Below are 23,874 nucleotides of genomic sequence, written 5' to 3'. Positions count from 1 at the left end.
AACTTAAGTGGATAGGCAATCAGGTGCCTGAGGTAATTGAGGAGAAATGAGGTAATTACATGCACCATTTCTGGCCCCAATTACGCTTTACGTTTCATGGGCTTAATACGTTCGCAAGACTTTCAGACGATGATTTCGGTTGATCTTTATGTGTGGATTACTTAGCCAGTGAAACAAAATACCACTCAATATAAAGGCTCCGGTAACAGGGAGTACATTGGCATTCAATTGCCTGTTGTTGACTACATCGGCGATCAGATAAACGCCCCCGGCCAGCGGGAAAATGGTCCCTGCTGCCGTTACAAAAGGTATTCGTCGGTGTAGCATAATTTTTTGGACCTCGTCGAACCGGAATGTTACGGGTTCGTCGCGGTTCATGACTTCGTTGGCCATCAGGATCGTGAAACTAGTATCCGTAACGGCATACAGTTCTTCCCTGAATTTTTCGCCCCGCGCTTTAAAGTGAAGTTCATCGCCCTCAAAAAAACGATACCTGCGAAAGCCGCCGAGAGCATGATTTACATCCAGAGCAAGATACCTGGAGGGGCGTATCAGAGCGGAGTAAGCCGTTCCTTTGCGCTGAAGAAGTTGTTCGGTTGTGAGTGTGTCGGTTGGCTGTGCTACTGAAAAACGACTGAAGAGTGCTGCCAAAAAAAAGAGTGAAATGGAGAGGAGGGAGTGATGTGACTTCATGCGTACGTAAATGGCGTTGTTTGGTATAACGCAAAAGACGAGGATTTGGCTGAATTTTTAGCGAAGTTTAACCTGTTCGCTTCGTTAATTTGTACCCATGATTACTGCGAACCAACTCCGTTCATTTACCGAACAAATCTTTATCGCTATCGGCTGTTCGGAAGCCGATGCCCGTTTAGCTACCGATGTATTGGTCAGTGCTGACCTGCGTGGTGTCGATTCTCACGGTGTTGCGCGTTTGCCGGGTTACGTTCGGCTTTATGATCATGGCCGAATTAATCCGCAGCCTCACATTCGAATCGTGCACGAGACACCGTCTACGGCCGTGGTTGATGGCGATCGGGGCCTTGGTCTGGTTGTTGGGCCGTGGGCGATGCAGGTTGCTATTGAAAAAGCGCGCATTGCCGGAACGGGCTGGGTGGCTGTCCGTAATTCCAACCACTTCGGTATTGCTGGCTACCACGCCCTGCTGGCGGCTGATCACGACATGATTGGACAAGCTATGACGCATGCTGCTCCACTTGTAGCGCCAACGTTTTCGCTGGATAAACTTCTGGGTACTAACCCAATTGCGGTGGCTGTTCCGGCCGCAACAGAACCTACTTTTCTGGCCGATTTTGCCTCAACGGCTGTTGCATATGGAAAGCTGGAAATTCTGCAACGAAAAGGTCAGGATATTCCGCTGGGTTGGGCGCAGGACGCAGATGGGCAGACAACGATTGATGCCAATGCCATTCGAAACGGGGGCGCATTATTGCCTTTAGGCACTGATCGCGAGCATGGAAGCCATAAAGGTTATGGTCTGGGGGCCATTGTCGATATTTTTTCGGGTGTCTTATCCGGCGCTAATTACGGGCCGTGGGTGCCACCTTTTGCTACGGCTGGTTTTATGCAGGCTAACGAAGGTGTTGGACAGGGTACTGGCCATTTCTTCGGAGCGATGCGTATTGATGCGTTCCGTCCTGCCGACGAGTTTAAAACGCATATGGATACCTGGATTCAACGATTCCGACAGGCGAAAGCCATTGAAGGACACCGGGTGCTGATTCCTGGTGATCCGGAGCGTGAGATGGAGGCCGAGCGGCTCGTTCATGGCATTCCGCTGGTGGAACCGGTCGTAAAAAGCCTGGAAGAGCTAGGAGAGCGTTTTGGCGTGAGCCTGTAAAATGACAGGAGCGATTTAGACGGGCTTACACTTTTCATAACCAGAGAAATTTAACACAGAAAGACCCGGCATAAGCCAGGTCTTTCTGTGTTCTGGTAAACAAAAAGGGAAGCTATTTGCCAGTTACTGCTTTCTTAAACGTGCCATCCGATCCGAAGAGCAACACGACATGCTTGCTGTCGGTGGTTTTGATCAGGACAACATAATCCGTGCTTTTTTTCTCCTGAACAGCCTTCTCGATCGTTGCACCCACGTAGTTGGTATTAATGTACGTTGTGATGGCTGCGGGTAAGCTCGATACCGCAACGACCGTTACATCTGGTCCCCGACCAGGACCGGCATGACGAACAGTATCGCCAGGGGCAGGGCGTGGATGGCGTACAGAATCACCGGGAGTTGGTTTCGGGTGATGAAGCGAATCAGGCTTGGGATGGTGGAGCGAATCCGGTTTTGGATGATGCGCAGAATCACCCCGCATGGGTCCGCCTTTTCCATCGAGTACTTTCTCAAATGTCCCATCGGCTTTAAAAGCCAGCAATTTAATCGTGCTATTTACTGAAATAACAACGACATAATTGCCTGCTGGGCCTTTGCTGGCTTCTTTAATCGTAGCACCCGCATAGTTGGTATTGATATACGTCGTAATGGCCGCTGGCAAGGTCGACACATCGACAACTGTCAGACTTTTAGGCCCACCGGTCGTTCCGGAGACAGAGGCCGACCTGGCCGAGGCATCGGCCGTCGTTGGGTCTACAGAATTACGGTTACAGGCGTTCAGGCTTAGCGCAAGGGCAGCCACGCAACTGAAAACAAGCAGTGTTTTCATGGAAATTGTTGTTGGTTTTGTTTACTGGTTAGACTAGTGAACTAGCCTGAGCTTATCTCCTGCGCTAATTCTACTGCTGATACGCCCTAAGTAGATATACTGTTGCAAGACTCTTAAAAAATGTTAAAAAGGGCCAAAATGAAGCGATAAAGCATGTCGAGATTAAAATGTACTGAGGGAAATACACTTACAAAATCTTCCTGGCTTGAATCCAGATCAGATGAAAGCCAAAGAAAATCAGGCACTTCGCATGTATAGATAAATACATTTATGTTTTTCATTCGGAGGGGTGCCACGGTTCAAAACCGTGGCACCCCTCCGAATGAAAAACATGGCATTATAAAATAGCGTATACTGTAGCCGCAAATTAGCGGCAATAAGCGTATCCATTAATTCATAGGCGGACGGGATCTTATTCCATACGGGTATTGGCTAATTCTGATCTTTCTTACGTTCCATTTGTAGAATAGTGAGCTAAACTGCATTTCTGTTTGGCCATTTAAATAAACGGCAATATATTGTTCCATGAAACGAAAATCCACCGCGCAATCTCAATCGCAGACGCTCAACGGAATGACCCAGTCGCAGGGGCAGCTCACAGCCAATTTTACCTTTTCCGACTATCAAACCGAAAATTTTTTCGATGAAATGTTCGACGGAGAGGCGCAGGTTCGAGCAGGATGTGCACCTTTCCAGCAACGGGTTGAGCAACTTACCCGTGAAGACATCATTGGTCGACAACATGCTGCTGAACGCGCCCTGATGAGTATGGGTATTACCTTCAATGTATATTCGGAAGGCGAAGGGACTGAGCGGATTATGCCTATTGATATTATTCCAAGAGTCATCGAGTCGGCTGAATGGGATAACCTCGAAGCTGGTTTAATTCAACGGATTAAGGCGCTGAACATGTTTCTCGACGATGTTTATAACGAACAGCGTATTCTGAATGATGGTGTAGTTCCCCGCGACCTGATCGAATCCAGTAAGTCATTTCTTCCGCCTTGTCTGGGTGTCAGGCCACCTAAAGGCATCTGGTGTCATATTACCGGAACGGACCTTATCCGGGGTGATGATGGCCAGTTTATGGTGCTGGAAGATAACCTCCGCTGTCCGTCGGGCGTATCGTACATGCTGGAAAATCGCGAACTCTCGAAGCAAACTTTTCCTGAAGTACTGACGCAGACGGGTGTTCGACCTGTATCCGATTACCCGATGCGGTTGCTTCAGATGCTTCAGTACATTGCCGATCGCCCGAATCCGACGGTTGTTGTTCTGACACCGGGTATTTACAATTCAGCCTATTTCGAGCATTCGTATTTGGCTCAGCAAATGGGGGTTGAATTGGTCGAAGCCCGTGATCTGGTCGTGTCGGGTGGCTATGTGAAGATGCGTACAACGAAGGGATTTCAGATTGTGGATGTGATTTACCGACGCATTGACGATACCTTCCTTGATCCGCAGGCTTTTAATCCGGATTCTATGATCGGCGTACCGGGTATTTTTGAAGTCTACAAAAAAGGACGCGTTGCCCTCGCCAATGCACCCGGAACGGGCGTTGCCGATGATAAAGTTATTTATGCCTACGTACCGCGAATTATTCAGTATTATTTAGGCGAAGAGGCTATTATTCCAAACGTCAGAACCTACATCTGCCGCGAAGAAGAAGACTGCCGGTATGTACTGGAAAACATTGAGCAACTCGTTGTAAAAGAGGCTAACGAAGCGGGTGGCTACGGAATGCTGATTGGCCCTAAGGCTACGCCCGAAGACCACGAATTATTTAGAAAGAAAATTCAGGAAAATCCACGAAACTACATCGCTCAGCCAACGATCTCGCTTTCGCGGGTGCCGTGTCTGGTCGGCGATCATGCCGAAGGGCGTCATGTTGACTTACGGCCTTACATTCTCTATGGCGATGGCGTTAATGTTATTCCAGGCGGACTAACACGGGTAGCTTTACGGAAGGGATCGCTCGTGGTCAATTCGTCGCAAGGGGGAGGTGGCAAAGATACCTGGGTATTGTATTGATTATCTGGTGGGTCTTGTACATGGAATTGGGTAACGGAGCTAATTTGTGATAAACGAATTAACTCCGTTACCCAATTCCATTTTTACTAATACCTATCTTTATGCCCCGCTAATTCAACTTGTCTTGCTCGATTTAAGCATAATCATCGTCAATTATAAAACGCCTAAGCTCATTCTGAACTGTCTGGCGTCAATTCATACGTATACGGAAGGTATTGATTTTGAGGTTATTGTTGTTGATAATCAGTCGGGCGATGATAGTCAGGCTGTTATTCTGGCACAGTACCCGACTGTTCGTTGGTTCGATATGGGTTATAATGCCGGTTTCGCGCGGGCCAATAATTATGGCATTAAGCAGGCAAAAGCCCGAACTGTACTATTGCTCAATTCCGACACTCTGCTGACTGATAACGTACTGGCCCGATGCGTCGATGTACTGAATAAACAACCCGATGTGGCGGCCGTGAGTGTTCTGCAACGAGGAGCCGATGGCCAGCTCCGACCTAATCTATACACGACCTTTGGGCAGATGCGCCGGGCATTTTATATTTTGCCCGCCGGAGCGTTTTTTCAAAAGTGGCTTCAGCGGCTTGTTCCTGACCCGCAGTATTCTGATCCAAATCAGGTTGAATGGCTTTCAGGAGCATTTCTGATGACGAGACCATCGACAATTGCCCAGGCTGGCGGATTGGACGAAAGCTTTTTTATGTACGGCGAAGACGTTGAGTGGGGCTATCGGTTAGGGAAGCAGGGGAGATTACTGTTACTTCGGGATGCCAGTTTTATTCATCTTGAGTATGGAAGCAGTGAAGATAAGCAGCAGCATGTAGTAACGCATATTAACCGATTTAAGCCACAAATACAGGTGTCGCAGTTGCTATGGGTTCGAAAGCAATACGGCATTGGCGCGTATCTGGTGCTTATCCTGCATTATCTGCTTATGATTCCCATTGTGTATGCCTGGAAAATAGCGGTGAACCTGCGTGACCGGCGACTTCCGTGGGCAGATTTGGAAAATCAACGGGCATTTACGCAGCAAGTCGGTATATTTCTGCGATTTTTCTGGAAAACCCTGTTCAACCGGCCTGGGTTTTATAAAGTATAATCAAAAGTCAGAATACGAACAAAATCTTGCCCGAAAGGTGAAAACAGGCAGTTTCTAGCCCAATAGGAAATATACTTTTTGGGTCTGAATTCGTTGTAAGTGAAATGCGATAATTCTATGCGTTTAGTTTATACAATTGGGCTCATTGCCCTATCTATGGGGGCTATTCTCTGGCCAACCATCAGCCAGGCTACGCACGTACGGGCAGGTGAAATTACAACCCGACGACTTCCCGGAGCTTCTTTAACATATGAGATAACCCTAACTACGTACTATGACGAAGTAACGGGGAAAACAGCTGCCGACGATGCTAATTCCTATACGTTCTGCTTTGGTGATGGTACGCAGGCAGAAGTGAAGCGATCCGGGCGTAGATACATTAACGGACGGACGTCATCTGTAAACACGTATGTGACAACTCATACCTATCCAGGACCTGGCGCTTATACGATTGGTGTCCAGATCGCTAACCGGAACAAAGGTACCCTGAACCTGCCTCCCGCCGGAAGCTCTGATCAGATTACGTTTTATGTGTCGACAACAATTCTGATCAATGCGGCTCTGGAAGTTAACTCAACGCCTGTTATGCTGAACCCACCATTGGATTCGGCTCGCGTAGGTCAGAAATTCTGCCACAACCCAGCTGCTTTCGATGCTGATGGTGATAGTTTGGCGTACCGGCTTAGTAAGCCTCAGGAAGGTATTCCCAACAGTTGCCGAAGTCGATTTATTCCCGCTTACCTTGATCCCGCCAGTAATTTTAGCTCGGTAAGGGAAGATGGTGGTACGCCACCAACCTTCACGATTGATGCCCGAACAGGGGATCTCTGCTGGGATTCGCCTGGACAGGCCGGTCAATTTAACTTCGCCTTTATCATTGAAGAATGGCGTAATGGCGTACTGATTGGCGAGATTACCCGCGATATGCAAATCATCGTAATCGATCAGCCAAACAAGCGCCCGCTCATTGTCGGCGCCGAGATTTGTGTGGAAGCCGGTACGCTGATTCAACAGGCGATCAGGGCTACTGACCCCGACGGTCAACGTGTCATCATTACGGCTTTTGGTGGGCCCTTCAACGTGAACAGCGATGGTCAGCCTTTCCCTGCTGGTCAACTGGTGCCACCTGAATATGCTAAACTGATCAACGGAGGTGTATCTCAGGCTCAGCCTGCAACCGCTACTTTCTCCTGGCAAACCAACTGCAATCAGGCGCGGGAGGAACCGTATGATATTACCCTCAAAGTCAATGATGTGCCGGGTAGGGGCGCTGTTTCGCTTGCTTCGTTTGCTACGTTGCGTATTCGACTCTACGCGCCGTCGGTCAAAAACCTGACAGCCCGCCCCACGGCCACGGCCGCTGGGCGAGCCATTCAACTCAACTGGACCGCCTATAGCTGCGGGCGAATCGCTTCGATTGGCGGAGCAAGTGATACGACTAAACTGATCATTTATCGCAAAGAAGGCTGTACGCCTATTGTCTCCCAAAGTTGTACGACTGGATTACCCGCCAGCTACGGCTATCAGGAGATTGCCCGTATTCCCTATACAGCGACCAGCTACATCGATACCAGTTCACTCAAACGGGGCGTCAGCTATTCGTACCGGATCGTAGCCAGCAATCCCGGCATTGGCAACAACGGCGGACTTAGCGTGGTCTCTACCGAAGCCTGTCTCGAATTGCCGCTGCTGGCTCCCGTGATGACACAGGTTACCGTTGATAGCACGGATACACAACGAGGACGGATTACCGTTCGATGGACCCGACCTTTGGGGCTCAACCCCGGCGATTTAGGCGCTCCGTACCAATACCGACTCCAACGAGCCACGGGGCTGGCCGGTGCTGATTTTGTCAACATCGCAACCATCAACACGAACCTCCAGGCTGGGGTAGCAGATACGGTGTTTGTCGACAGAGGCAGCTCCGTGAGTGCGCTAAATACGACCGCGAATGCATATCGCTACCGGGTCGAGTTTTACTATACGGGCACCAATGGCCAGCTCACCCGGCTGGATGTGACTGACCCCGCTTCCAGCATCCGCCTGGCTGTTACTCCCGCCCAGCGACAGGTCGCCCTGAGCTGGCAGGCCAACACGCCCTGGTCTAACGATAACCAGACCCACGACGTCTATCGGAGCCGCTCCGGTCCCAATGGGCCCTTTAACAAAATCGCCGAGGTGCGGGTGCAGGGTGCCCAGACCTATGTCTTTACCGATACGGGCAACGATACCTTTGTGGCCGATGGAAATACCAGCCGTCAACTTTCGGCCGACAGCAGCTACTGTTATCGGGTGATGACCCGAGGCCAGTATGCCGACCCTAAACTGGCTACTCTGGGTATACTGATCAATTACAGTCAGATCATCTGTGCCACACCGAGCGATACCACCAAGCCCTGTTCGCCGAATCTGGGACTGGATAGTCTGAACTGTGCCAGCCTCAGCAGTGAGAGCCTGTGCGGTCAAACCAGTTTTACCAACAAGCTCCACTGGACCCTTACCAGCGGGCCCACCTGCGATCCCAATGTGGTGGGCTATAAGCTGTATTATGGACGCTATCAGCAGGATAAACCGGCCGAACTAGCCAGTATTCCCGCTCCTACGACGAGTTTTGACCACACGAATCTGACCACGGTGGCAGGTTGTTATTATGTGACGGCTGTCAGCAAGTCGGGTGTGGAGAGTTTGCCTTCAAACACAGTCTGTAATGATGCCTGTCCGGCTTTTGTTCTGCCGAACGTGTTCACGCCGAATGGGGATGGGAAGAATGATCTTTTCCAGCCATTAAAGTGTCCCCGATTTGTGGAGGGTGTAGCGTTGGTGGTGTACAACCGGTATGGCAGCAAGGTTTACGAAGGCACGAGTTCGACCCTGGCCTGGGATGGCAAATCAAGCGACGGAGCCGATCTGCCGAGTGGTTTATACTACTATCAGGTAACGGTACGGTATGCGATGCTGGATCGTGAGGCACCGGCGCAGGTGCTCAAGGGTTGGGTGCAGATTCTGCGCGAAGGAGTCAGCATGAAATAAATTAAGCTTAGAAAAAGTAATTGGGGTGAGTAAGGGATTGGCTAAACCAATTACCTTATTCACCCCAATTACTTTTTTTACAGAATTGCCTTTATCTATCGCATATTGTGATATACCATCTGCACGTCATCGTCTTCTTCGATACGTTCGATGAGCTTTTCTACATCGGCAACTTCGTCGTCGGTTAGTTCCTTGTAATCATTGGGAATACGCTCGAACTCGGCCTGTTTGATATCATAGCCTTTTTCTTCCAGAAACTTCTGAATAGACCCAAACGCCGTAAACTCACCATAGATCACATACTGATTCGCTTCATCGTCAAATTCTATTTCATCGCCCCCAACATCGATCAGTTCCAGTTCGAGTTCTTCCTGATCGATACCGTCGGCCGGAATGCGAAAGACGGATTTCCGGTCGAAGAGAAAATCGAGCATACCCTGGGTGCCGAGGCTACCACCAAGTTTATTGAGATAGCTCCGAACGTTAGCTACCGTACGGTTGTGATTGTCGGTTGCTGTTTCGATAACGAGCGCTATGCCGTGTGGAGCATAGGCTTCATAAACGATCTCTTTATAGTCTTCCTGATCCTTCGACGAGGCTTTTTTGATCGCCCGGTCTACGTTTTCCTTCGGCATGTTAGCCGCTTTGGCATTCTGGATAATAGCCCGCAGACGACCATTGGTGTCGGGGTCAGGACCACCGTTTTTAACGGCGATAACGATATCTTTTCCGATGCGGGTAAAGGTCTTTGCCATTTGCCCCCACCGTTTCATTTTACGCGCTTTCCGGTATTCAAACGCTCTTCCCATTGTGGTTTATGGTTTATGGTATTCGATTTTCAGCATTCGGGATGCGGTGATTCATGCGTCAGACAACCACAAATAGAATGCTGTAAGCTGTTACCTTATACTTGTTGCTCAATTATTTCTGAATTCAAAATGGGAACGTCAACCTGACCGCGCATCAAATCCTCGAAGGTCTCGCGCTGGCGGATCAGGTATGGATTTCCGTCGTATACCAACACTTCTGCCGGACGAAGGCGGGCGTTATAGTTGGAAGACATACTGAAGCCATAGGCCCCCGCATTCTCGAACGACAGCACATCGCCGGGTCGTACGTCAGGAAGTGGCCGATCAGTAGCGAAGGTGTCTGTTTCGCAGATATAGCCAACGACAGTATACGTTTTCTCGTTACCCAGTGGGTTCGAAACGTTTTTGATGTCATGATAAGCGTCATACATCATGGGCCGGATGAGGTGGTTCAGCCCTGAATCAATGGCTACGAACGTTCTTGTCGGATTTTCTTTAACGATATTGGTCCGTACCAGTAAATGACCGCATTCGCTCACCAGAAACTTACCGGGCTCGAACCAAAGCTCCAGTTCCCGACCATATTGCTGGCAGAAAGCCTGAAATGTTTCGGAAACCTTACGGCCCAGATCAACGATATCGGTGATGTGATCGCCCGCTTTGTAGGCTACTTTAAAGCCGCTACCGAAATCGATGAATTTAAGGTCGGGATAATCGCTGGCGAGTTCGAACAAAACTTCGGCCCCACGCAGAAACGCATTGGCATTTTTAAAGTCCGAACCTGTGTGAATATGTAAGCCTGCTACCGACATGTGATATTTCTCAACCACAGCCCGAATTTCAGGCCGTTGCAGAATGGAAATGCCAAACTTGGAATCGGCATGGCCAGTCGAAATCTTGATATTTCCACCTTCGGCGATATGCGGGTTAATCCGGATACTGATCGGGACGGCACCACCATAGGTTTGGCCAACCCACTCCAGTAAGGGCAGGCTATCGACGTTCAGTTGCAGACCGAGGTCAACCGCTTCACGAATTTCATCGAAAGCCACTCCGCTGGGCGTAAACATGATCTGGCCGGGCTCAAAACCAGCCAACATACCCATACGTGCTTCATTGACCGACACCGAATCCATTTCAACACCCTGCTGCCGCATCAATTTCAGAATCGATACGTTTGTCAGCGCTTTGGCCGCATACTTGATCTTTAGGTTAACCCCGGTAAAAGATGACCGGAGCAAGCCAATTTTTTCGATAATTTTGTCTGCGTCATATACGTATGCAGGCAAACCGAATTCTTCGGCAATCGCCAACACGTCAACGCCCTGAATCTGATAGTTGCGGTCTTTTAGTTGCATGGTTTCAGTAAACGAACCGCAAAATTACGCCATCTTTCTACTATGTACAATATTCGACACATACTCTTGTGGATACTGTTTGTCAACCCGTTGCTTACAGCCGGGCAATCGGCAAAAGTAGCGCCTGCCCGTAGTAAACTCCAGGCGGGTCCGATGGTGGGTTATTCTGATATGCGGGAGGTCATGTTATGGGCTCAAACCAAAGAGCCAGCCCGTGTTCAGGTTCGCTATCATGAAGCCGGGAAACCCACGCCTGTTTACCTGACGAGTGAAATTCAGACCTCCCGGCAAACGGCTTTTACAGCCCACCTGCTCGCCGATCAGGTGGAACCCGGCAAAAAGTACGAGTACGAGCTGTTAATCGGGGGCAGAAAGGTGAGCCTGCCCTACCGGACCCAGTTTCAAACCCAAAACCTGTGGCAGTGGCGGACGGACCCACCGGCTTTTCGTTTCGGCGTAGGAAGCTGCACCTACGTCAACGAGGAGGGCACTGACCGGCCCGGTAAACCTTATGGTGGAGGCTACGAGATTTTTACGGCACTGACGGTTCAGAAACCTGATTTTATGATCTGGACCGGCGATAACACCTATACGCGTGAGGTAGACTGGAACAGCCGAACGGGCGTGTTACGTCGCTATACCCACACCCGTTCATTACCCGAAATGCAGCCTCTGCTGGCTTCAACGCATAATTATGCCGTCTGGGACGATCACGATTATGGCCCGAATGATGCCGATCGGTCTTATTGGCTCAAACCCGTTACGCTCGAAGCCTTCAAGTTGTTTTGGACTAACCCGAATTTCGTTTTTCCGGAAGGCTGTGCCGGTACATTTTTCTGGAACGATTGCCAGTTCTTTTTGCTGGATGACCGCACGTTTCGGGCCCCAAATGAGAAACCCGATGGACCGGAGAAAGCCTATTTTGGTGATAAACAGATTCAATGGCTCGTCGATGCGCTGACATTTAGTAAAGCTTCCTTTAAATTTATCATTACGGGTGGGCAAATCATTAATCCAACGGCTGCCTTTGAGAATTACGCGATCTATAGCACCGAACGAGACCGGTTGCTTAAGGCGATCACGGAGGCCAAAATTCCGGGGGTTCTGTTCATTACCGGTGATCGCCACCATTCGATTCTTCACAAACTTGATCGTTCGGGCACCTACCCGCTTTATGATCTAACGATCTCACCACTCACGTCCTCAGTTGCACAACCCCGCGCTGATGAGTTAAAACAGCCGACCTATGTTGACGGAACGTTGGTAGCAGAGCGAAATTTCGGATTGCTGAGCGTTAGCGGTCCGCTCAATGATCGGGTTCTGACTATTAAAGTCCATGATCAGAAAGGAGCTGAACGCTGGAGCCGGGATATTCGGGCCAGTGAATTGAAATGAGTATGCCGTTTATCGTTTTCGGTTTTATCGTTTACAACGGCTCTTTGTCAGGTGCCAACGAATACCGATAATAGACTATCTATTTTTCTAAACCCGTTTATGAATCTTAAAAAGTTTTCTGATTACAACACACTTTCGCAGTATACCGCTGAGTATATCGCAGGCATTATTAATAAAAAGCCGGATGCTTTACTTTGCCTGGCATCGGGTGATACGCCAATTGAAACCTATCATCGATTTGTAGCGCTGGTAAAAGCCGGAAAGGTTGATATTAGCCAGTGCACGTTTGTTGGGCTGGACGAATGGGTAGGTTTCGGCCCCGACGATGTGGGGAGCTGTTCGTATTATGTCTACCGGGATTTGTTTAATCCACTCAACCTTCGCTCGGAGCAAGTTCATGTTTTCGACGCGAAGGCCAGCGATCTGGCCAGCGAATGTAAACGAATCGATGGGGTTATTCGGTCGAAAGGCGGGTTAGATCTCTTGCTGGTTGGGATGGGCATGAACGGTCATATTGCGCTGAATGAGCCTGGTACACCCTTCAATCTGGGTTGCCATGTTGTTGAACTGGCCGAAAGTACCAAAATCGTTGGACAGAAGTATTTCGAAACTGAAACTACCTTAACCAAGGGTATTACCATCGGGTTACGTCACCTGGCAGAAGCGCGGAATGTGGTGCTTCTGGTTAGTGGCGAGAAAAAAGCACCGATGCTGCGTCAGGCACTGACGGGGCCTATTACTGAACAGATCCCGGCCAGCATGATCCAAACGCGTCCTAATGCACGTGTTTTGGTCGATGAAGCCGCTGGAAGCTTGCTTATTTGAAACTGTTGACCCAGACCGAGTAGCAGTGCTCTGATTTTTCTGCAAGTCATTGAAATCAGGGCACTACTACTCGGTCTGGACTGAATTACTTCAGCTTGAGCACACCCAGTAAAGCATCTGTACCAAGCTGAACACCCCAGGGTATGCCCGCCAGATCGACCATGTAGTTTCCATTGTGGTTAGCGAATGGGGTTTGTTTACCTTCTTTTCTGGCGGCAATAACCTTGTCCAGCGGGGCTGTTCCGACGAATATAAAATCATAAACAGATTTCTTATTGTCCAGAACAAGATGATGGAAATCTTCTGACCCCATGGCTGTGGGTAAACCAGCCGAAATCAGACTCCCCTTCTTTACTACTTTTTCCAGGGTTGTATTCACTTTCCTGACGAGCGCTGAATCGTTGACAACCGGAAACGAATAGCCCTTTTTCTTCATGATTGGATAAAGACCCATTGGCAGCCCATTGCTAAAGGCTATGCCGCTATCAATTCGGCTGACGCCGTCGTACAGCATTTTTCGGGTTTCGGGTTTAAGCCACCGAAAGTTTATTTTTACCAGTGCCGAAGCCGGTATTACGTTGTTATCCTGACCAGCCTGAACGGAACCAACAGTGAGCACGGCCGGTGTCTGCGGATCATTGCTTCGGCTGATTATCGTCTGATATTGCAGGATGGCCTCGCTGGCCATAATAATCGGGTCTTTAGTTGTTTGTGGGGCAGAGCCATGTCCGCCGATACCACGAAATGTAACGTCCAACTGATCGGTGCCTGCCATCCGAGTGCCCGGAAGATTCATGACCATACCGGTTGGAAATGGGCCCGTATGCATGGCTAGTAAATAATCGGGCAGGGGTACATTTTTGATGAAAACGGGGTCTTCCCGCATGGCTCTGGCACCCATTATTGGTTCTTCAGCCGGTTGAGCGACCAGTACCAGGGTTCCTTTCCAATCCTGCTGGAGCGTTTTCATGAGTTTAGCGATGCCCAACAGCCAGGTAATGTGTGCATCATGTCCACAGGCGTGCATCGTTGGCACCTCATTTCCATCTGGCAGTTTTACGGTTGCGGTGCTGGCATAGGGTAGCTCCGTTGTTTCTTTAACCGGTAGCGCATCCATATCGGCACGAAACATAACCGTTGGACCGTCGCCATTTTTCAGAATGCCAACAACACCCGTTTTGCCAATCCCTGAATAGACCTCATACCCTAAACTTTTTAGCTCTTCACTGACAATATCAGCCGTTCTGGTTTCCATAAAGCCCAGTTCCGGATGGGTGTGCAGGTCTTTATACATAGACACAAGCCGGGCGGAGTCGGTATAGGCTAGCTGACGTACTTTGACAAGGAGCGCATCGGATGGTTGGGCAGTAGATCTAAACCCGAAAAGTGCAAAACAGACAATAAGACAATACCTGATCGGAAGGGAGAGGAAATATAGATTCGCCATGAACAACAAAATTGAATTATAAGCCAATGTAATCAAATGGCTGCCCGATCCAGTGTATTTTACTGTGAAACTTAATTGATGTTATATTTTGTATAATTGCTTATTTGTAAAATAATATTTTAGTGATTAGTTGAAATTCATTGTGCTGACTTCACCACCGATTTCGCCTGCCGTTGACCAACCCTACCTTGCTCCGGAAGTGTTTATTGCGGAGTCGTCATTGTCATTCTTGGTCATTCGTTGTATGTTCAGCAATCAATGACAACTCTAAACCGAATGCCTCAACATTATACGTCCATTACGTCCCGCCGAACTGAAGTCCTTGCCGGTATTTCAACATTTCTGGCAACGATGTACATCATCGTTGTTAACCCGTCAATTTTGAGTCAGGCCGGTTTGCCATTTAGTGGTGTATTGACGGCTACGGTTTTGTTGTCCTTTTTTTGCAGTCTTATGATGGGGCTCTATGCACGCAATCCAATTGTGGTAGCACCGGGCATGGGTCTAAACGCTTTTTTTACGTTTACGGCCGTTAAAGGAATGGGCATTCGGCCCGAAGTGGCGCTGGGAGCCGTGTTTTGGGCCGGTATTCTGTTTTTGCTATTGTCGGTGCTGAATGTGCGTTCGGCCATTGTCCGGATCATTCCACTGCCCATTCGCTATGCCGTTTCTGCCGGAATCGGTCTATTTATTACGCTGATCGGCTTCGAGAATGCCCGATTTATTGTTGCCAATCCGGCAACGCTGGTCAGTGCTGCTCACCTGACCGACCCGATCCTATTGACTTTCGTTTTTGGCTTGCTGTTAACCAGTATTCTGGTTGTGCGCGATGTGCCAGGAGCAATCATTATCGGGATTATTCTGACTACATTGGCTGCCTGGCCCATTGGGCGGTATTGGGGCGATGCATCGGCCATTAACTTTGGCCAAAAAACGCTGGTCAATAGTCAGGGCATATGGGCGGCTCCCGATTTTTCATTAATTGGAAAACTGGATCTAACCAACTCGCTGACCTGGGCACTATGGCCCGTGATTTTTGCCTTTGCCTTCACCGATCTGTTCGACAGTCTCTCTACGTTCGTAGGCGTTGCTGAAGCAGGGGGTTTGCAGGACGCCGATGGCCAGCCCCGGAATCTGAATCGTTCATTACTGACCGATGCCGTTTCAACAACACTGGCAGGCTTACTGGGAACTAGTCCCGGTACCGCCTATATTGAATCGGCGGTCGGCATTGCGCAGGGTGGGCGAACAGGCCTGACAGCCATCGTTGCGGGCTGTTGCTTTCTGCCTTTTCTATTCCTGTCGCCATTGTTATCGATTATTCCGGCCATTGCAACGGCTCCGGCTCTGGTATTGGTTGGGGCTTTCATGATGAAGCCCGTTACACGAATCAACTGGGGCCAATTAGACGATGCACTGCCTGCTTTTCTGGCACTCGTGCTGATCCCGTTCAGCTATTCGATTACCCAGGGCCTAATCTGGGGATTTCTGTCATGGACAGTCATTAAAGTGGCAGTCGGGAAGAGTCAGGAGGTGCCCATTGGCCTGTGGATAGTCGACGTGTTTTGTGTGTTAGCCTTATTCTCGGCCTAATAAATACAAAACGGCCCGACTGAAATTTCAGTCGGGCCGTTTTGTATTTATCTTAGTTACTTATGCGTTGGCTGGTGTACAAAACTCTTCCAGCGCCATTTCGAGGTGTTGAGCAATCATTTGTGCTGAACGCCCTTCAATATGGTGCCGCTCGATGAAATGTACCAGATCACCATCTTTAAAAATACCGATGGCTGGCGATGATGGTGGATAAGGAAGCAGGTACTCCCGCATCTTGGCCGTAGCGTCCAGATCGCCACCGGCAAATACCGTCACCATTTTGTCGGGTTTAACGGCACTGGCCGCTAAGGCCGCCTTTACGCCCGGACGGGCTGCACCCGCTGCGCAACCACATACCGAATTGACAACGACAAGCATCGTGCCTTCAGCATTTTCCATCGTGTTCACCACGTCGTCGGCGGTGGTCAGTTCCTGAAACCCGACGCTCGTCAGGTCTTCCCGCATCGGGACAAGCAAATGAGGAGGATACATAATTAGTTTACAGTTTTTACAGTTATTAATGATCCGCCGTAGCGGTTTGCAATCATGTCACTGACGGTTTAATGACCCGGTAGCGACCGACTGCTATGTTTACATAAATCCTAATTCAAGTTTGGCTACTTCCGACATCAGTTCAGTAGAGTAGGGGGGATCAAAAGTCAGTTCGACACTTACGTCGTTGACTCCATCAATAGCCCGTACCTTCTCTTCGATCTCCGCCGGAATTGACCCTGCTGATGGGCAGGAAGGCGAGGTCAGCGTCATCAAAATATAGACGTTATTGACCGGGAATATTTTGATGTCGTAAATCAGCCCCAGCTCATATACATCCACCGGAATTTCGGGATCATATACGCCTTTAAGGGCTAGTACGACTTGTTCTTTCAGTTCTTCGTCTGTCATTGCAAAAGACGTTAATGCGTAAATAGTTAGACGTTATATTAGTCTGCCTGAGCAACCTGGCTGGTGTAAGCGCGGCCGTAGGCTTTCATGCGTTCAATCATTGAGGCCAATCCACCCGCCCGTAGTGAGGTAATCAGGTTACCCATACCAACTCGTGGAATGAAATACAGATCAGCTTTGGCAATATCTTCGGGTTTTTCGCCCGATAATACCCGAATCAGCAAACTAACCAGCCCTTTTGAAATTTGTGCCGTTTGTTCGCTATCACCGTTGAAGTAGAGCCGATCGTCTTTAAATTCCGCATCGACCCACACCTTTGACTGACAGCCCATAATACGGTTTTCGTCCGTTTTACTGGTTTCGGGCATGGGAGGCAGTTTTTTGCCCAGATCTATAATGTATTGCGTCTTGTCGAGCTGATCCTCGAACAAGTCGAATTCTTCGATAATTTCGTCCTGTTTCTCGTTAATGGTCATCCTCAAAATTTTCCTAACTGGCTGGCTTGGTGCCTAACGCCAATAATCGTTATCATATCATTGAGGTATATATAGCAAGCGATAATTTCCTACTAATATTTCCCTAAGATGACTAAGTTCTTTTTCTGGAACTTTGCGGCCCATTTCCGGAAATAATACCGGTAAACTTAGCTTTTTAGTCAGTTTATTTGACCAGTTGTCAACGTAAGCTAACGGAGAGCGTGAAAGATAATGGAGAACATCACGTAAGTCTTCTTTGGCTTCGTCTGTCCATATTATCGGTGCACCTGTATCCATTCTTTCATTTCCCGCATAACATCCTCATTCTTGTGGCCCTTATTATGGCTCATTTCATCCATCGCCTTTTCATAGCGTTCGAGTATAATGAGCCGTTCCACTGCCTCATCAAGAGATATTTTCTCCGGTAACTGGCTGAATGATTCAATAATAGCAGCTGTACTGATCATACGAAAAACAAGTTAGGCATTATCAAAGCATCATTTTCTGCACCCGACGCAGACCCTGCACGAGCCGATCAACCTCTTCTCTGGTGTTATAAACCGCAAATGACGCCCGCGTAGTTCCTGCTATTCCGAAACGTTGCATCAGCGGTTGGGTGCAGTGATGACCCGTTCGGACAGCTATGCCCTGCTGATCCAGAATGACGCCTGTATCCTGATGATGAATACCATCGAGCACAAACGAAATGACGCCGATTTTGTGCTTAGCCTGACCGATAATGCGTAGACCGTTCAGCTCACTCAATTGTTCCGTAGCGTATTGAAGCAGGTCGTTTTCGTGGGCAGCAATATTTTCTTTACCTAAGCCAGCCATGTATTCCAGCGCCGTTTTAACGGCAATCACATCGGCAATATTGGGTGTGCCAGCCTCGAATTTATATGGCAGGTCGTTATAGGTCGTTTTGGCAAATGTGACTTCCTTGATCATCTCGCCCCCGCCCCGGTAAGGCGGCATTGAGTCGAGAATATCTTTTTTACCATACAGGACACCCATGCCTGTTGGGCCATATAATTTATGAGCGGATAGTACGTAAAAATCAGCGTCCAGTGCCTGCACATCCAGTTCAAGGTGTGAGCTTGCCTGCGCTCCATCGATCAGGACAACAGCGCCAACGGCGTGGGCTTTATCAATGATGGTCTTGACCGGATTTATCGTTCCGAGCGAATTCGAGACGTGAACGCAGGAAACAAATTTTGTTTTCTCCGACAAAAGCTTTTCATACTCGTCGATCAGCAATTCGCCGTTGTCATCAACAGGAATAACCTTAAGAACACATCCCTTTTCTTCGCACAACATTTGCCAGGGAACAATGTTGGAATGGTGTTCCATAGTCGAGATAATGATCTCATCACCCTCTTTCAAAAACCGGCGGCCATACGTCTGAGCAACCAGATTAATGCCATCAGTAGTGCCGTAAGTAAAGATGATTTCCTGCCAGTGTTTTGCATTCAAAAACGCCTGGACGGCCCGGCGAGATGCTTCAAATGCCGCTGTTGCCTGCTCGGCCAAGTGGTGAATACCCCGGTGAATGTTAGCGTTGTAGCCTTCGTAATAGCGGGTTAAGGCATGAATGACCGGAAGCGGCTTTTGATTCGTAGCTGCATTGTCGAAGTAGACCAGTGGACGCCCGTTCACTTCCTGATCAAGTACGGGGAAGTCCTGACGAATTTTTTGTATATCGAGGGTACTTTCTAAAGCCGACTGCATGGGGTATTCGCGATAAAAGAAATAAATTAATCAAAACTCTGACCGAAAAGTCATACTTAAAACGCAAAGTAAGGGTGATTAGGTTCGGGTAAAATCCCTGAGAATTGGAATCGTGAATAACGCAAAATGTGCTCCTTTAGATTAAAAGCCCTGTTTGGAGTTTTCTCTAGAAAAGGGTTAAGGGGCTTTACAATCAACTTGTTATGTTGGATTTATTACAGAAATAAAGCCAAATACTGCCAGATAAAGCTCAGAAAAGCACCTTGAGAAAATACAAAATCCCAATGAGATCTTTACCGACTCTCAATGGGATTTTGACTGGAATGGCGATTGGAATTATAGAGTCAAGCTACTGAAAGACGATAAGATAATATGACGTCCCGACTTATTTAATAAACCGAATGGTCAGCGGATACCGGTAATATTCGCCGTTATTCGCTTTAACAGCGGCAATAACGGTGAAAACAAGCCATACGACTCCCACTACCCAAATGAGAAACACACCGATTAAAATGAGCATCAATAAAAATGATAAACAGGCCGCAATCGCTATTGTGATGTTGAAGTTTACGGCTTCTTTCCCATGAAAGTCCACAAATGGGGACTTTTCTTTCTGAATCTGCCAGATGACCAATGGCAACACGATACTGCCAATCAGCACAAATGAGCCGGGTAGGGCGCTTAAGTGAGTGAACATTGCCCACATACGAGCGTCAGACTCGCTAAGCGGTACGGGAGCGGGTGATAAAGGCGGAGTTGAGGGCTGATTCTCCATGATGCAAGGGGTTCGTTTAGAGGTAGTAATTTGGCGTAAAATTTTGTTTTACACAATGTTATCCACAAAAAACACTCAGTAAATGATGCAACTTCTGTGTCTTATCAGGTATAGAAAAACACAAAAACAAGAAGTCCCGGTTTTGCTAAAACCGGGACTGAAAAAATCCTGCCTTATTTACTCACTGAATGACTGCTCTAGAGGCAGGTTCAGTAGTTCGTCATTACGACAATTCAACCACACAGTCGTCCTGTTCGACCACAACGCCTTCTTTGAGCGCGATCTTATCGACCTTCCCTGCTTTGGGTGCTGCTACGATACTCTCCATCTTCATGGCCTCAATCACAAATAGCGGCTGGTTTTTCTTGACCTCATCGCCCGCTTTAACCAGTATTCGCGTGAGCCGACCCTGTAGGGGAGCGCCCACATCGCCCGCTTTACCAATCTTGGCGTTCATCGCTTTTTCTACCTTCGACGCTCTGTCGCGAACCTGAACCTGGCGGCTCTGTCCATTCAGTTCAAAGGTGATTGTCCGCATTCCGAACTCATTCGGTTCTGACTTGAACAACAGCCGAACAAGGATATTTTTACCCTCTTCAATGTTGATCAGAATCTCTTCGTTCTCCTTCAGACCGTAGAAAAATGCCGGGGTCGGAATAATGCTGACATCGCCATATTGCTCGTTGGCTTTATAGTATTCGTCATACACCTTCGGATACATCTGATACGACAGATAATCTACGAACCCATCACTCAGCGGGTATTTCTTCTGGAAAGCGGAAAAATCGGCGTCGAAGTCAATCGGTTTCAGGTGCTCATTTGGACGCCCGGTGATGGGTTGGTCGCCCTTAAGGATAATCTGCTGAACCTCTTTTGGGAAACCGCCTACGGGTTGGCCCAGAATTCCTTTCATCAGTTCTTTCACCGATTCGGGAAATGACAGCGATTCGCCCCGAGTCAATACGTCATCGGCAGTCAGGTTGTTGGCGGTCATGAAAATCGCCATGTCTCCAACCACTTTCGACGAAGGTGTTACCTTCACAATATCGCCGAACAATTGGTTCGCTACGGAATAGTTCTTCTTGAGTGTCTCAAATTTGTCGCCCAGGCCCGTTGCAAAAGCTTGCGGTTTCAGGTTTGAGTACTGCCCCCCCGGAATTTCGTTCTCATACACTTCGGCGCTCCCTGCTTTCATACCCGACTCGAATGGGTAGTAATATTCGCGGACGTCTTCCCAATAGTTGGAGTATGCATTGAGCGACGATAAATTGATGGGACATTCGCGTTCATGCCCCTGCATCATGGCGACCACGGAATTGAAATTCGGTTGCGAGGTCAGGCCAGACAGTGCTCCCAGCGCACAATCGACAATGTCGACACCGGCATCGATGGCTTTTAGATAGGTCGCGGCCTGAATGCCTGCCGTATCGTGGGTGTGCAGATGAACCGGGATGCTCACCGCTTTTTTCAATTCGCGCACCAGTACATCAGCCGCCAGTGGTTTCAGCAGGCCCGCCATGTCTTTAATGGCCAGCATGTGCGCACCTTCGTCTTCAAGCTGCCTGGCCAGATCCAGGTAATATTGCAGATTATATTTCTTGTGTTTTGCCGGATCGAGCATATCGCCAGTATAGCAGATAGCCGCTTCACAAAGGGCATCTGTCCGTTCGCGAACGGCCCGAATGCTCACCTTCATGGCTTCATTCCAGTTCAGTGAGTCGAAGATCCGGAAAATATCAATACCCGTTTCCCAGGATTTTTCGACGAATTTTTCAATCAGATTGTCCGGATAGGCCGAGTAACCAACCGCATTGGAGCCCCGGAACAGCATTTGGAGCAGCATGTTCGGCATAGCTTCGCGTAGTGCAGCCAGACGTTTCCACGGGCTTTCGTAGAGGAACCGCATCGATACATCGAACGTAGCTCCACCCCATACTTCCATCGAGAACAGTTCGGGATGGTTTTTGGCAAATCCTTCGGCTACTTTTTGCAGATCCTGTGTTCGAACGCGGGTTGCCAGCAGTGACTGGTGACCGTCGCGGAAGGTCGTATCGGTATAGAGAACGCACTTCTGATCGAGTACCCACTGCGTAAAATTTTCCCGGCCCAATTCCTTCAATCGATCCCGATTACCGGCAGGATAGGGGCCAAATGTATCGTAAGGAGGAACGATAGGTGTCCTGAAAAATTTGGTATCATCTTTCTTTTTTACCTCCGGGTTGCCGTTGACAATGACATCGGCGAGGTAGTTAAGTACCCGCGTCGAGCGGTCCTGTGGCTTCCGTAAGTCGAATAGCTCGGGGTGTGATTCGATAAACGAAACCCGGGCTTCTCCGCGCTGAAAAATTGGGTGGCTGATTACATTCAGCAGAAAGCCGATGTTAGTCTTTACGCCCCGAATCCGGAATTCCAGTAAAGCACGTGTCAGGCGTTGAGTGGCTCCCTTTAATGTTCGCCCCCGCGCCGATACCTTTACGATCATCGAGTCGAAGTAAGGCGAAATTTTCATGCCCGCGTAGCTACTGCCTTCGTCGAGCCGTATACCAAAACCAGCCGCATTACGGTAGGCGATGATCGTGCCAAAATCTGGCTTGAATCCGTTGGTTGGATCTTCGGTAGTGATACGACACTGAATCGCGAATCCATTCAGCGGTATTTCATCCTGATGGTGGATGTAGATCCCATTATCGGATAGTTTGTAACCCATCGCAATCAGGATTTGCGTCCTGACAATATCGATGCCCGTTACTTCTTCCGTGATCGTATGCTCAACCTGAATTCGAGGGTTGACCTCGATGAAATAAATGTTTTCGTTTTTATCAACCAGAAATTCAACTGTACCTGCGTTCGAATACTTCACGGCCCGGCCCAGCTGAAGCGCATATTCGTACAGTTTCTGTTTGGTTTCCTGCTTCAGGCCAAAAGAGGGCGCTACCTCAACAACCTTCTGGAATCGACGCTGAACCGAGCAATCGCGTTCGTATAGGTGAACGATATTGCCGTGCTGATCGCCAAGGAGTTGTACTTCAATATGTTTGGGATCTTCAATGAATTTTTCCAGAAAAATGGTGTCATCACCGAACGCATTACGAGCTTCATTTTTGGCCTCCGTAAACGCTTTTTCAAACTCTTCGGCCTGCCGTACCACCCGCATCCCACGTCCACCGCCACCCGCAGCGGCTTTCACCATAACCGGAAAACCAATCCGCTCAGCTTCTAACAAGGCAAACTCCGGGCTCATATTTTCTTCCCGAGAATCAGGAATAAGGGGAACCCCTGCTGTAGTCGCCAGATTTTTCGCTCTCACTTTATCGCCCAGCGCATCCATCGCTTCCGGCGACGGCCCAACGAAAATAATGCCCTCTTCGCGGCACCGACGGGCTAGCTTTACGTTTTCAGATAAAAAACCATATCCTGGGTGAATCGCGTCGATCTTATGCCGTTTAGCCAATAGAACGATACCTTCTACATCGAGGTAGGGTTTCAGAGGTTCTTCGTCGCGGCCGATCTGATACGCTTCATCGGCCTTGTAACGGTGCAGTGAATAACGGTCTTCGTAGGTGTAAACGGCAACAGTCGTGATGCCAAGCTCGGTAGCAGCCCGCATGATACGGATAGCGATTTCACCCCGATTGGCGACTAATAGACGTTTGATGGGACGGATGTATTCCTTCATAATTCTCAACAAAAGCAGCTTAAAGCTATGAGATTGTCA

General features: G+C 48.8%; 20 protein-coding genes. 7 read left to right on the top strand and 13 right to left on the bottom strand.

From position 1 onward, the window contains the following. Positions 1 to 102: 102 nt before the first annotated feature. Positions 103 to 693 (bottom strand): hypothetical protein, encoded by a 591-nt coding sequence (locus G8759_RS30965; RefSeq protein ID WP_232074015.1) that lies wholly within the window; start codon positions 691 to 693, stop codon positions 103 to 105. Positions 694 to 790: 97 nt separating this feature from the next. Here G8759_RS30965 and G8759_RS30960 point away from each other — a divergent pair, with 97 nt between their 5' ends. Next, positions 791 to 1,858, top strand: coding sequence for an Ldh family oxidoreductase (locus G8759_RS30960; RefSeq protein ID WP_167216927.1), 1,068 nt, complete (start codon positions 791 to 793; stop codon positions 1,856 to 1,858). Between the two features lie 112 nt (positions 1,859 to 1,970). On the opposite strand, the gene G8759_RS30955 is transcribed toward G8759_RS30960, so the two are convergent. Next, positions 1,971 to 2,684 carry a PepSY-like domain-containing protein gene (locus G8759_RS30955; protein WP_167216925.1) on the bottom strand — a complete coding sequence of 238 codons (714 nt, stop codon included), beginning with the start codon at positions 2,682 to 2,684 and terminating at the stop codon, positions 1,971 to 1,973. Between the two features lie 525 nt (positions 2,685 to 3,209). Between G8759_RS30955 and G8759_RS30950 the strand changes: the two genes are divergently transcribed. The 3 genes from G8759_RS30950 to G8759_RS30940 all read left to right on the top strand — a co-directional run bounded on the left by G8759_RS30950 (position 3,210) and on the right by G8759_RS30940 (position 8,850). Next, positions 3,210 to 4,715, top strand: a complete 1,506-nt coding sequence (locus tag G8759_RS30950) for a circularly permuted type 2 ATP-grasp protein (RefSeq protein ID WP_167216923.1) — start codon at positions 3,210 to 3,212, stop codon at positions 4,713 to 4,715. A 46-nt stretch (positions 4,716 to 4,761) separates the two neighbouring features. Continuing rightward, complete coding sequence (locus tag G8759_RS30945) at positions 4,762 to 5,820, top strand: glycosyltransferase family 2 protein (RefSeq protein ID WP_317166740.1); 1,059 nt, start codon at positions 4,762 to 4,764, stop codon at positions 5,818 to 5,820. 117 nt (positions 5,821 to 5,937) lie between these two features. Beyond that, positions 5,938 to 8,850 (top strand): T9SS type B sorting domain-containing protein, encoded by a 2,913-nt coding sequence (locus tag G8759_RS30940; protein WP_167216921.1) that lies wholly within the window; start codon positions 5,938 to 5,940, stop codon positions 8,848 to 8,850. A 95-nt stretch (positions 8,851 to 8,945) separates the two neighbouring features. Here G8759_RS30940 and G8759_RS30935 read toward each other — a convergent pair whose 3' ends face one another. Both G8759_RS30935 and lysA read right to left on the bottom strand, forming a co-directional pair. Further along, complete coding sequence (locus G8759_RS30935) at positions 8,946 to 9,659, bottom strand: YebC/PmpR family DNA-binding transcriptional regulator (protein ID WP_162387675.1); 714 nt, start codon at positions 9,657 to 9,659, stop codon at positions 8,946 to 8,948. 95 nt (positions 9,660 to 9,754) lie between these two features. Continuing rightward, positions 9,755 to 11,017 (bottom strand): diaminopimelate decarboxylase, encoded by a 1,263-nt coding sequence (gene lysA / locus G8759_RS30930; protein WP_167216919.1) that lies wholly within the window; start codon positions 11,015 to 11,017, stop codon positions 9,755 to 9,757. Between the two features lie 42 nt (positions 11,018 to 11,059). On the opposite strand from lysA, the gene G8759_RS30925 reads away from it, so the two are divergent. Next, complete coding sequence (locus tag G8759_RS30925; protein ID WP_167216917.1) at positions 11,060 to 12,412, top strand: alkaline phosphatase D family protein; 1,353 nt, start codon at positions 11,060 to 11,062, stop codon at positions 12,410 to 12,412. Between the two features lie 99 nt (positions 12,413 to 12,511). Then, entirely contained in the window at positions 12,512 to 13,237 is a 726-nt protein-coding gene (locus tag G8759_RS30920) for a 6-phosphogluconolactonase (protein WP_167216915.1), read from the top strand. An 85-nt stretch (positions 13,238 to 13,322) separates the two neighbouring features. Here the strand turns inward: G8759_RS30920 and G8759_RS30915 are convergent, their stop codons facing one another. Then, complete coding sequence (locus tag G8759_RS30915; protein WP_232074014.1) at positions 13,323 to 14,684, bottom strand: amidohydrolase; 1,362 nt, start codon at positions 14,682 to 14,684, stop codon at positions 13,323 to 13,325. Positions 14,685 to 14,960: 276 nt separating this feature from the next. On the opposite strand from G8759_RS30915, the gene G8759_RS30910 reads away from it, so the two are divergent. After that, positions 14,961 to 16,277 carry an NCS2 family permease gene (locus tag G8759_RS30910; RefSeq protein WP_167216913.1) on the top strand — a complete coding sequence of 439 codons (1,317 nt, stop codon included), beginning with the start codon at positions 14,961 to 14,963 and terminating at the stop codon, positions 16,275 to 16,277. 60 nt (positions 16,278 to 16,337) lie between these two features. Here G8759_RS30910 and G8759_RS30905 read toward each other — a convergent pair whose 3' ends face one another. The 8 genes from G8759_RS30905 to G8759_RS30870 all read right to left on the bottom strand — a co-directional run bounded on the left by G8759_RS30905 (position 16,338) and on the right by G8759_RS30870 (position 23,835). Then, the gene (locus G8759_RS30905) at positions 16,338 to 16,769 is read right to left on the bottom strand and encodes a BrxA/BrxB family bacilliredoxin (protein ID WP_167216911.1); all 432 of its coding nucleotides are present in this window, start codon (positions 16,767 to 16,769) and stop codon (positions 16,338 to 16,340) included. Positions 16,770 to 16,868: 99 nt separating this feature from the next. Then, the gene (locus G8759_RS30900; protein ID WP_162387681.1) at positions 16,869 to 17,180 is read right to left on the bottom strand and encodes a DUF59 domain-containing protein; all 312 of its coding nucleotides are present in this window, start codon (positions 17,178 to 17,180) and stop codon (positions 16,869 to 16,871) included. A gap of 38 nt (positions 17,181 to 17,218) precedes the next feature. Beyond that, a complete protein-coding gene (locus G8759_RS30895; RefSeq protein WP_167216909.1) occupies positions 17,219 to 17,656 on the bottom strand; it encodes a SufE family protein in 438 nt (145 codons plus the stop codon). Positions 17,657 to 17,713: 57 nt separating this feature from the next. Then, positions 17,714 to 17,953: a type II toxin-antitoxin system RelE/ParE family toxin gene (locus G8759_RS36510; protein WP_167216907.1), complete on the bottom strand. Its 240-nt coding sequence runs from the start codon at positions 17,951 to 17,953 to the stop codon at positions 17,714 to 17,716. Next, positions 17,932 to 18,123 carry a hypothetical protein gene (locus tag G8759_RS30885; RefSeq protein ID WP_167216905.1) on the bottom strand — a complete coding sequence of 64 codons (192 nt, stop codon included), beginning with the start codon at positions 18,121 to 18,123 and terminating at the stop codon, positions 17,932 to 17,934. Before G8759_RS30885 ends, G8759_RS36510 begins: the two co-directional genes overlap by 22 nt. A gap of 22 nt (positions 18,124 to 18,145) precedes the next feature. Then, entirely contained in the window at positions 18,146 to 19,384 is a 1,239-nt protein-coding gene (locus G8759_RS30880) for a cysteine desulfurase (protein ID WP_167216903.1), read from the bottom strand. A 385-nt stretch (positions 19,385 to 19,769) separates the two neighbouring features. Then, a complete protein-coding gene (locus G8759_RS30875) occupies positions 19,770 to 20,159 on the bottom strand; it encodes a DUF4870 domain-containing protein (protein ID WP_167216901.1) in 390 nt (129 codons plus the stop codon). A 223-nt stretch (positions 20,160 to 20,382) separates the two neighbouring features. Further along, complete coding sequence (locus G8759_RS30870) at positions 20,383 to 23,835, bottom strand: pyruvate carboxylase (protein ID WP_167216899.1); 3,453 nt, start codon at positions 23,833 to 23,835, stop codon at positions 20,383 to 20,385. Positions 23,836 to 23,874: the final 39 nt, after the last annotated feature.

This window comes from Spirosoma aureum, from assembly GCF_011604685.1.
GTDB classification, from domain to species: Bacteria; Bacteroidota; Bacteroidia; order Cytophagales; family Spirosomataceae; genus Spirosoma; species Spirosoma aureum.
Note: the sequence above shows the minus strand (reverse complement) of the source record. Positions and strands in the feature narration are given on the sequence as shown.

Coding starts and splice junctions, on each gene's coding strand:
- G8759_RS30965 (WP_232074015.1), bottom strand. CDS start 693: ATGAAGTCACATCACTCCCTCCTCTCCATTTCACTCTTTTTTTTGGCA.
- G8759_RS30960 (WP_167216927.1), top strand. CDS start 791: ATGATTACTGCGAACCAACTCCGTTCATTTACCGAACAAATCTTTATC.
- G8759_RS30955 (WP_167216925.1), bottom strand. CDS start 2,684: ATGAAAACACTGCTTGTTTTCAGTTGCGTGGCTGCCCTTGCGCTAAGC.
- G8759_RS30950 (WP_167216923.1), top strand. CDS start 3,210: ATGAAACGAAAATCCACCGCGCAATCTCAATCGCAGACGCTCAACGGA.
- G8759_RS30940 (WP_167216921.1), top strand. CDS start 5,938: ATGCGTTTAGTTTATACAATTGGGCTCATTGCCCTATCTATGGGGGCT.
- G8759_RS30935 (WP_162387675.1), bottom strand. CDS start 9,659: ATGGGAAGAGCGTTTGAATACCGGAAAGCGCGTAAAATGAAACGGTGG.
- lysA (WP_167216919.1), bottom strand. CDS start 11,017: ATGCAACTAAAAGACCGCAACTATCAGATTCAGGGCGTTGACGTGTTG.
- G8759_RS30925 (WP_167216917.1), top strand. CDS start 11,060: ATGTACAATATTCGACACATACTCTTGTGGATACTGTTTGTCAACCCG.
- G8759_RS30920 (WP_167216915.1), top strand. CDS start 12,512: ATGAATCTTAAAAAGTTTTCTGATTACAACACACTTTCGCAGTATACC.
- G8759_RS30915 (WP_232074014.1), bottom strand. CDS start 14,684: ATGGCGAATCTATATTTCCTCTCCCTTCCGATCAGGTATTGTCTTATT.
- G8759_RS30910 (WP_167216913.1), top strand. CDS start 14,961: ATGCCTCAACATTATACGTCCATTACGTCCCGCCGAACTGAAGTCCTT.
- G8759_RS30905 (WP_167216911.1), bottom strand. CDS start 16,769: ATGTATCCTCCTCATTTGCTTGTCCCGATGCGGGAAGACCTGACGAGC.
- G8759_RS30900 (WP_162387681.1), bottom strand. CDS start 17,180: ATGACAGACGAAGAACTGAAAGAACAAGTCGTACTAGCCCTTAAAGGC.
- G8759_RS30895 (WP_167216909.1), bottom strand. CDS start 17,656: ATGACCATTAACGAGAAACAGGACGAAATTATCGAAGAATTCGACTTG.
- G8759_RS36510 (WP_167216907.1), bottom strand. CDS start 17,953: ATGGATACAGGTGCACCGATAATATGGACAGACGAAGCCAAAGAAGAC.
- G8759_RS30885 (WP_167216905.1), bottom strand. CDS start 18,123: ATGATCAGTACAGCTGCTATTATTGAATCATTCAGCCAGTTACCGGAG.
- G8759_RS30880 (WP_167216903.1), bottom strand. CDS start 19,384: ATGCAGTCGGCTTTAGAAAGTACCCTCGATATACAAAAAATTCGTCAG.
- G8759_RS30875 (WP_167216901.1), bottom strand. CDS start 20,159: ATGGAGAATCAGCCCTCAACTCCGCCTTTATCACCCGCTCCCGTACCG.
- G8759_RS30870 (WP_167216899.1), bottom strand. CDS start 23,835: ATGAAGGAATACATCCGTCCCATCAAACGTCTATTAGTCGCCAATCGG.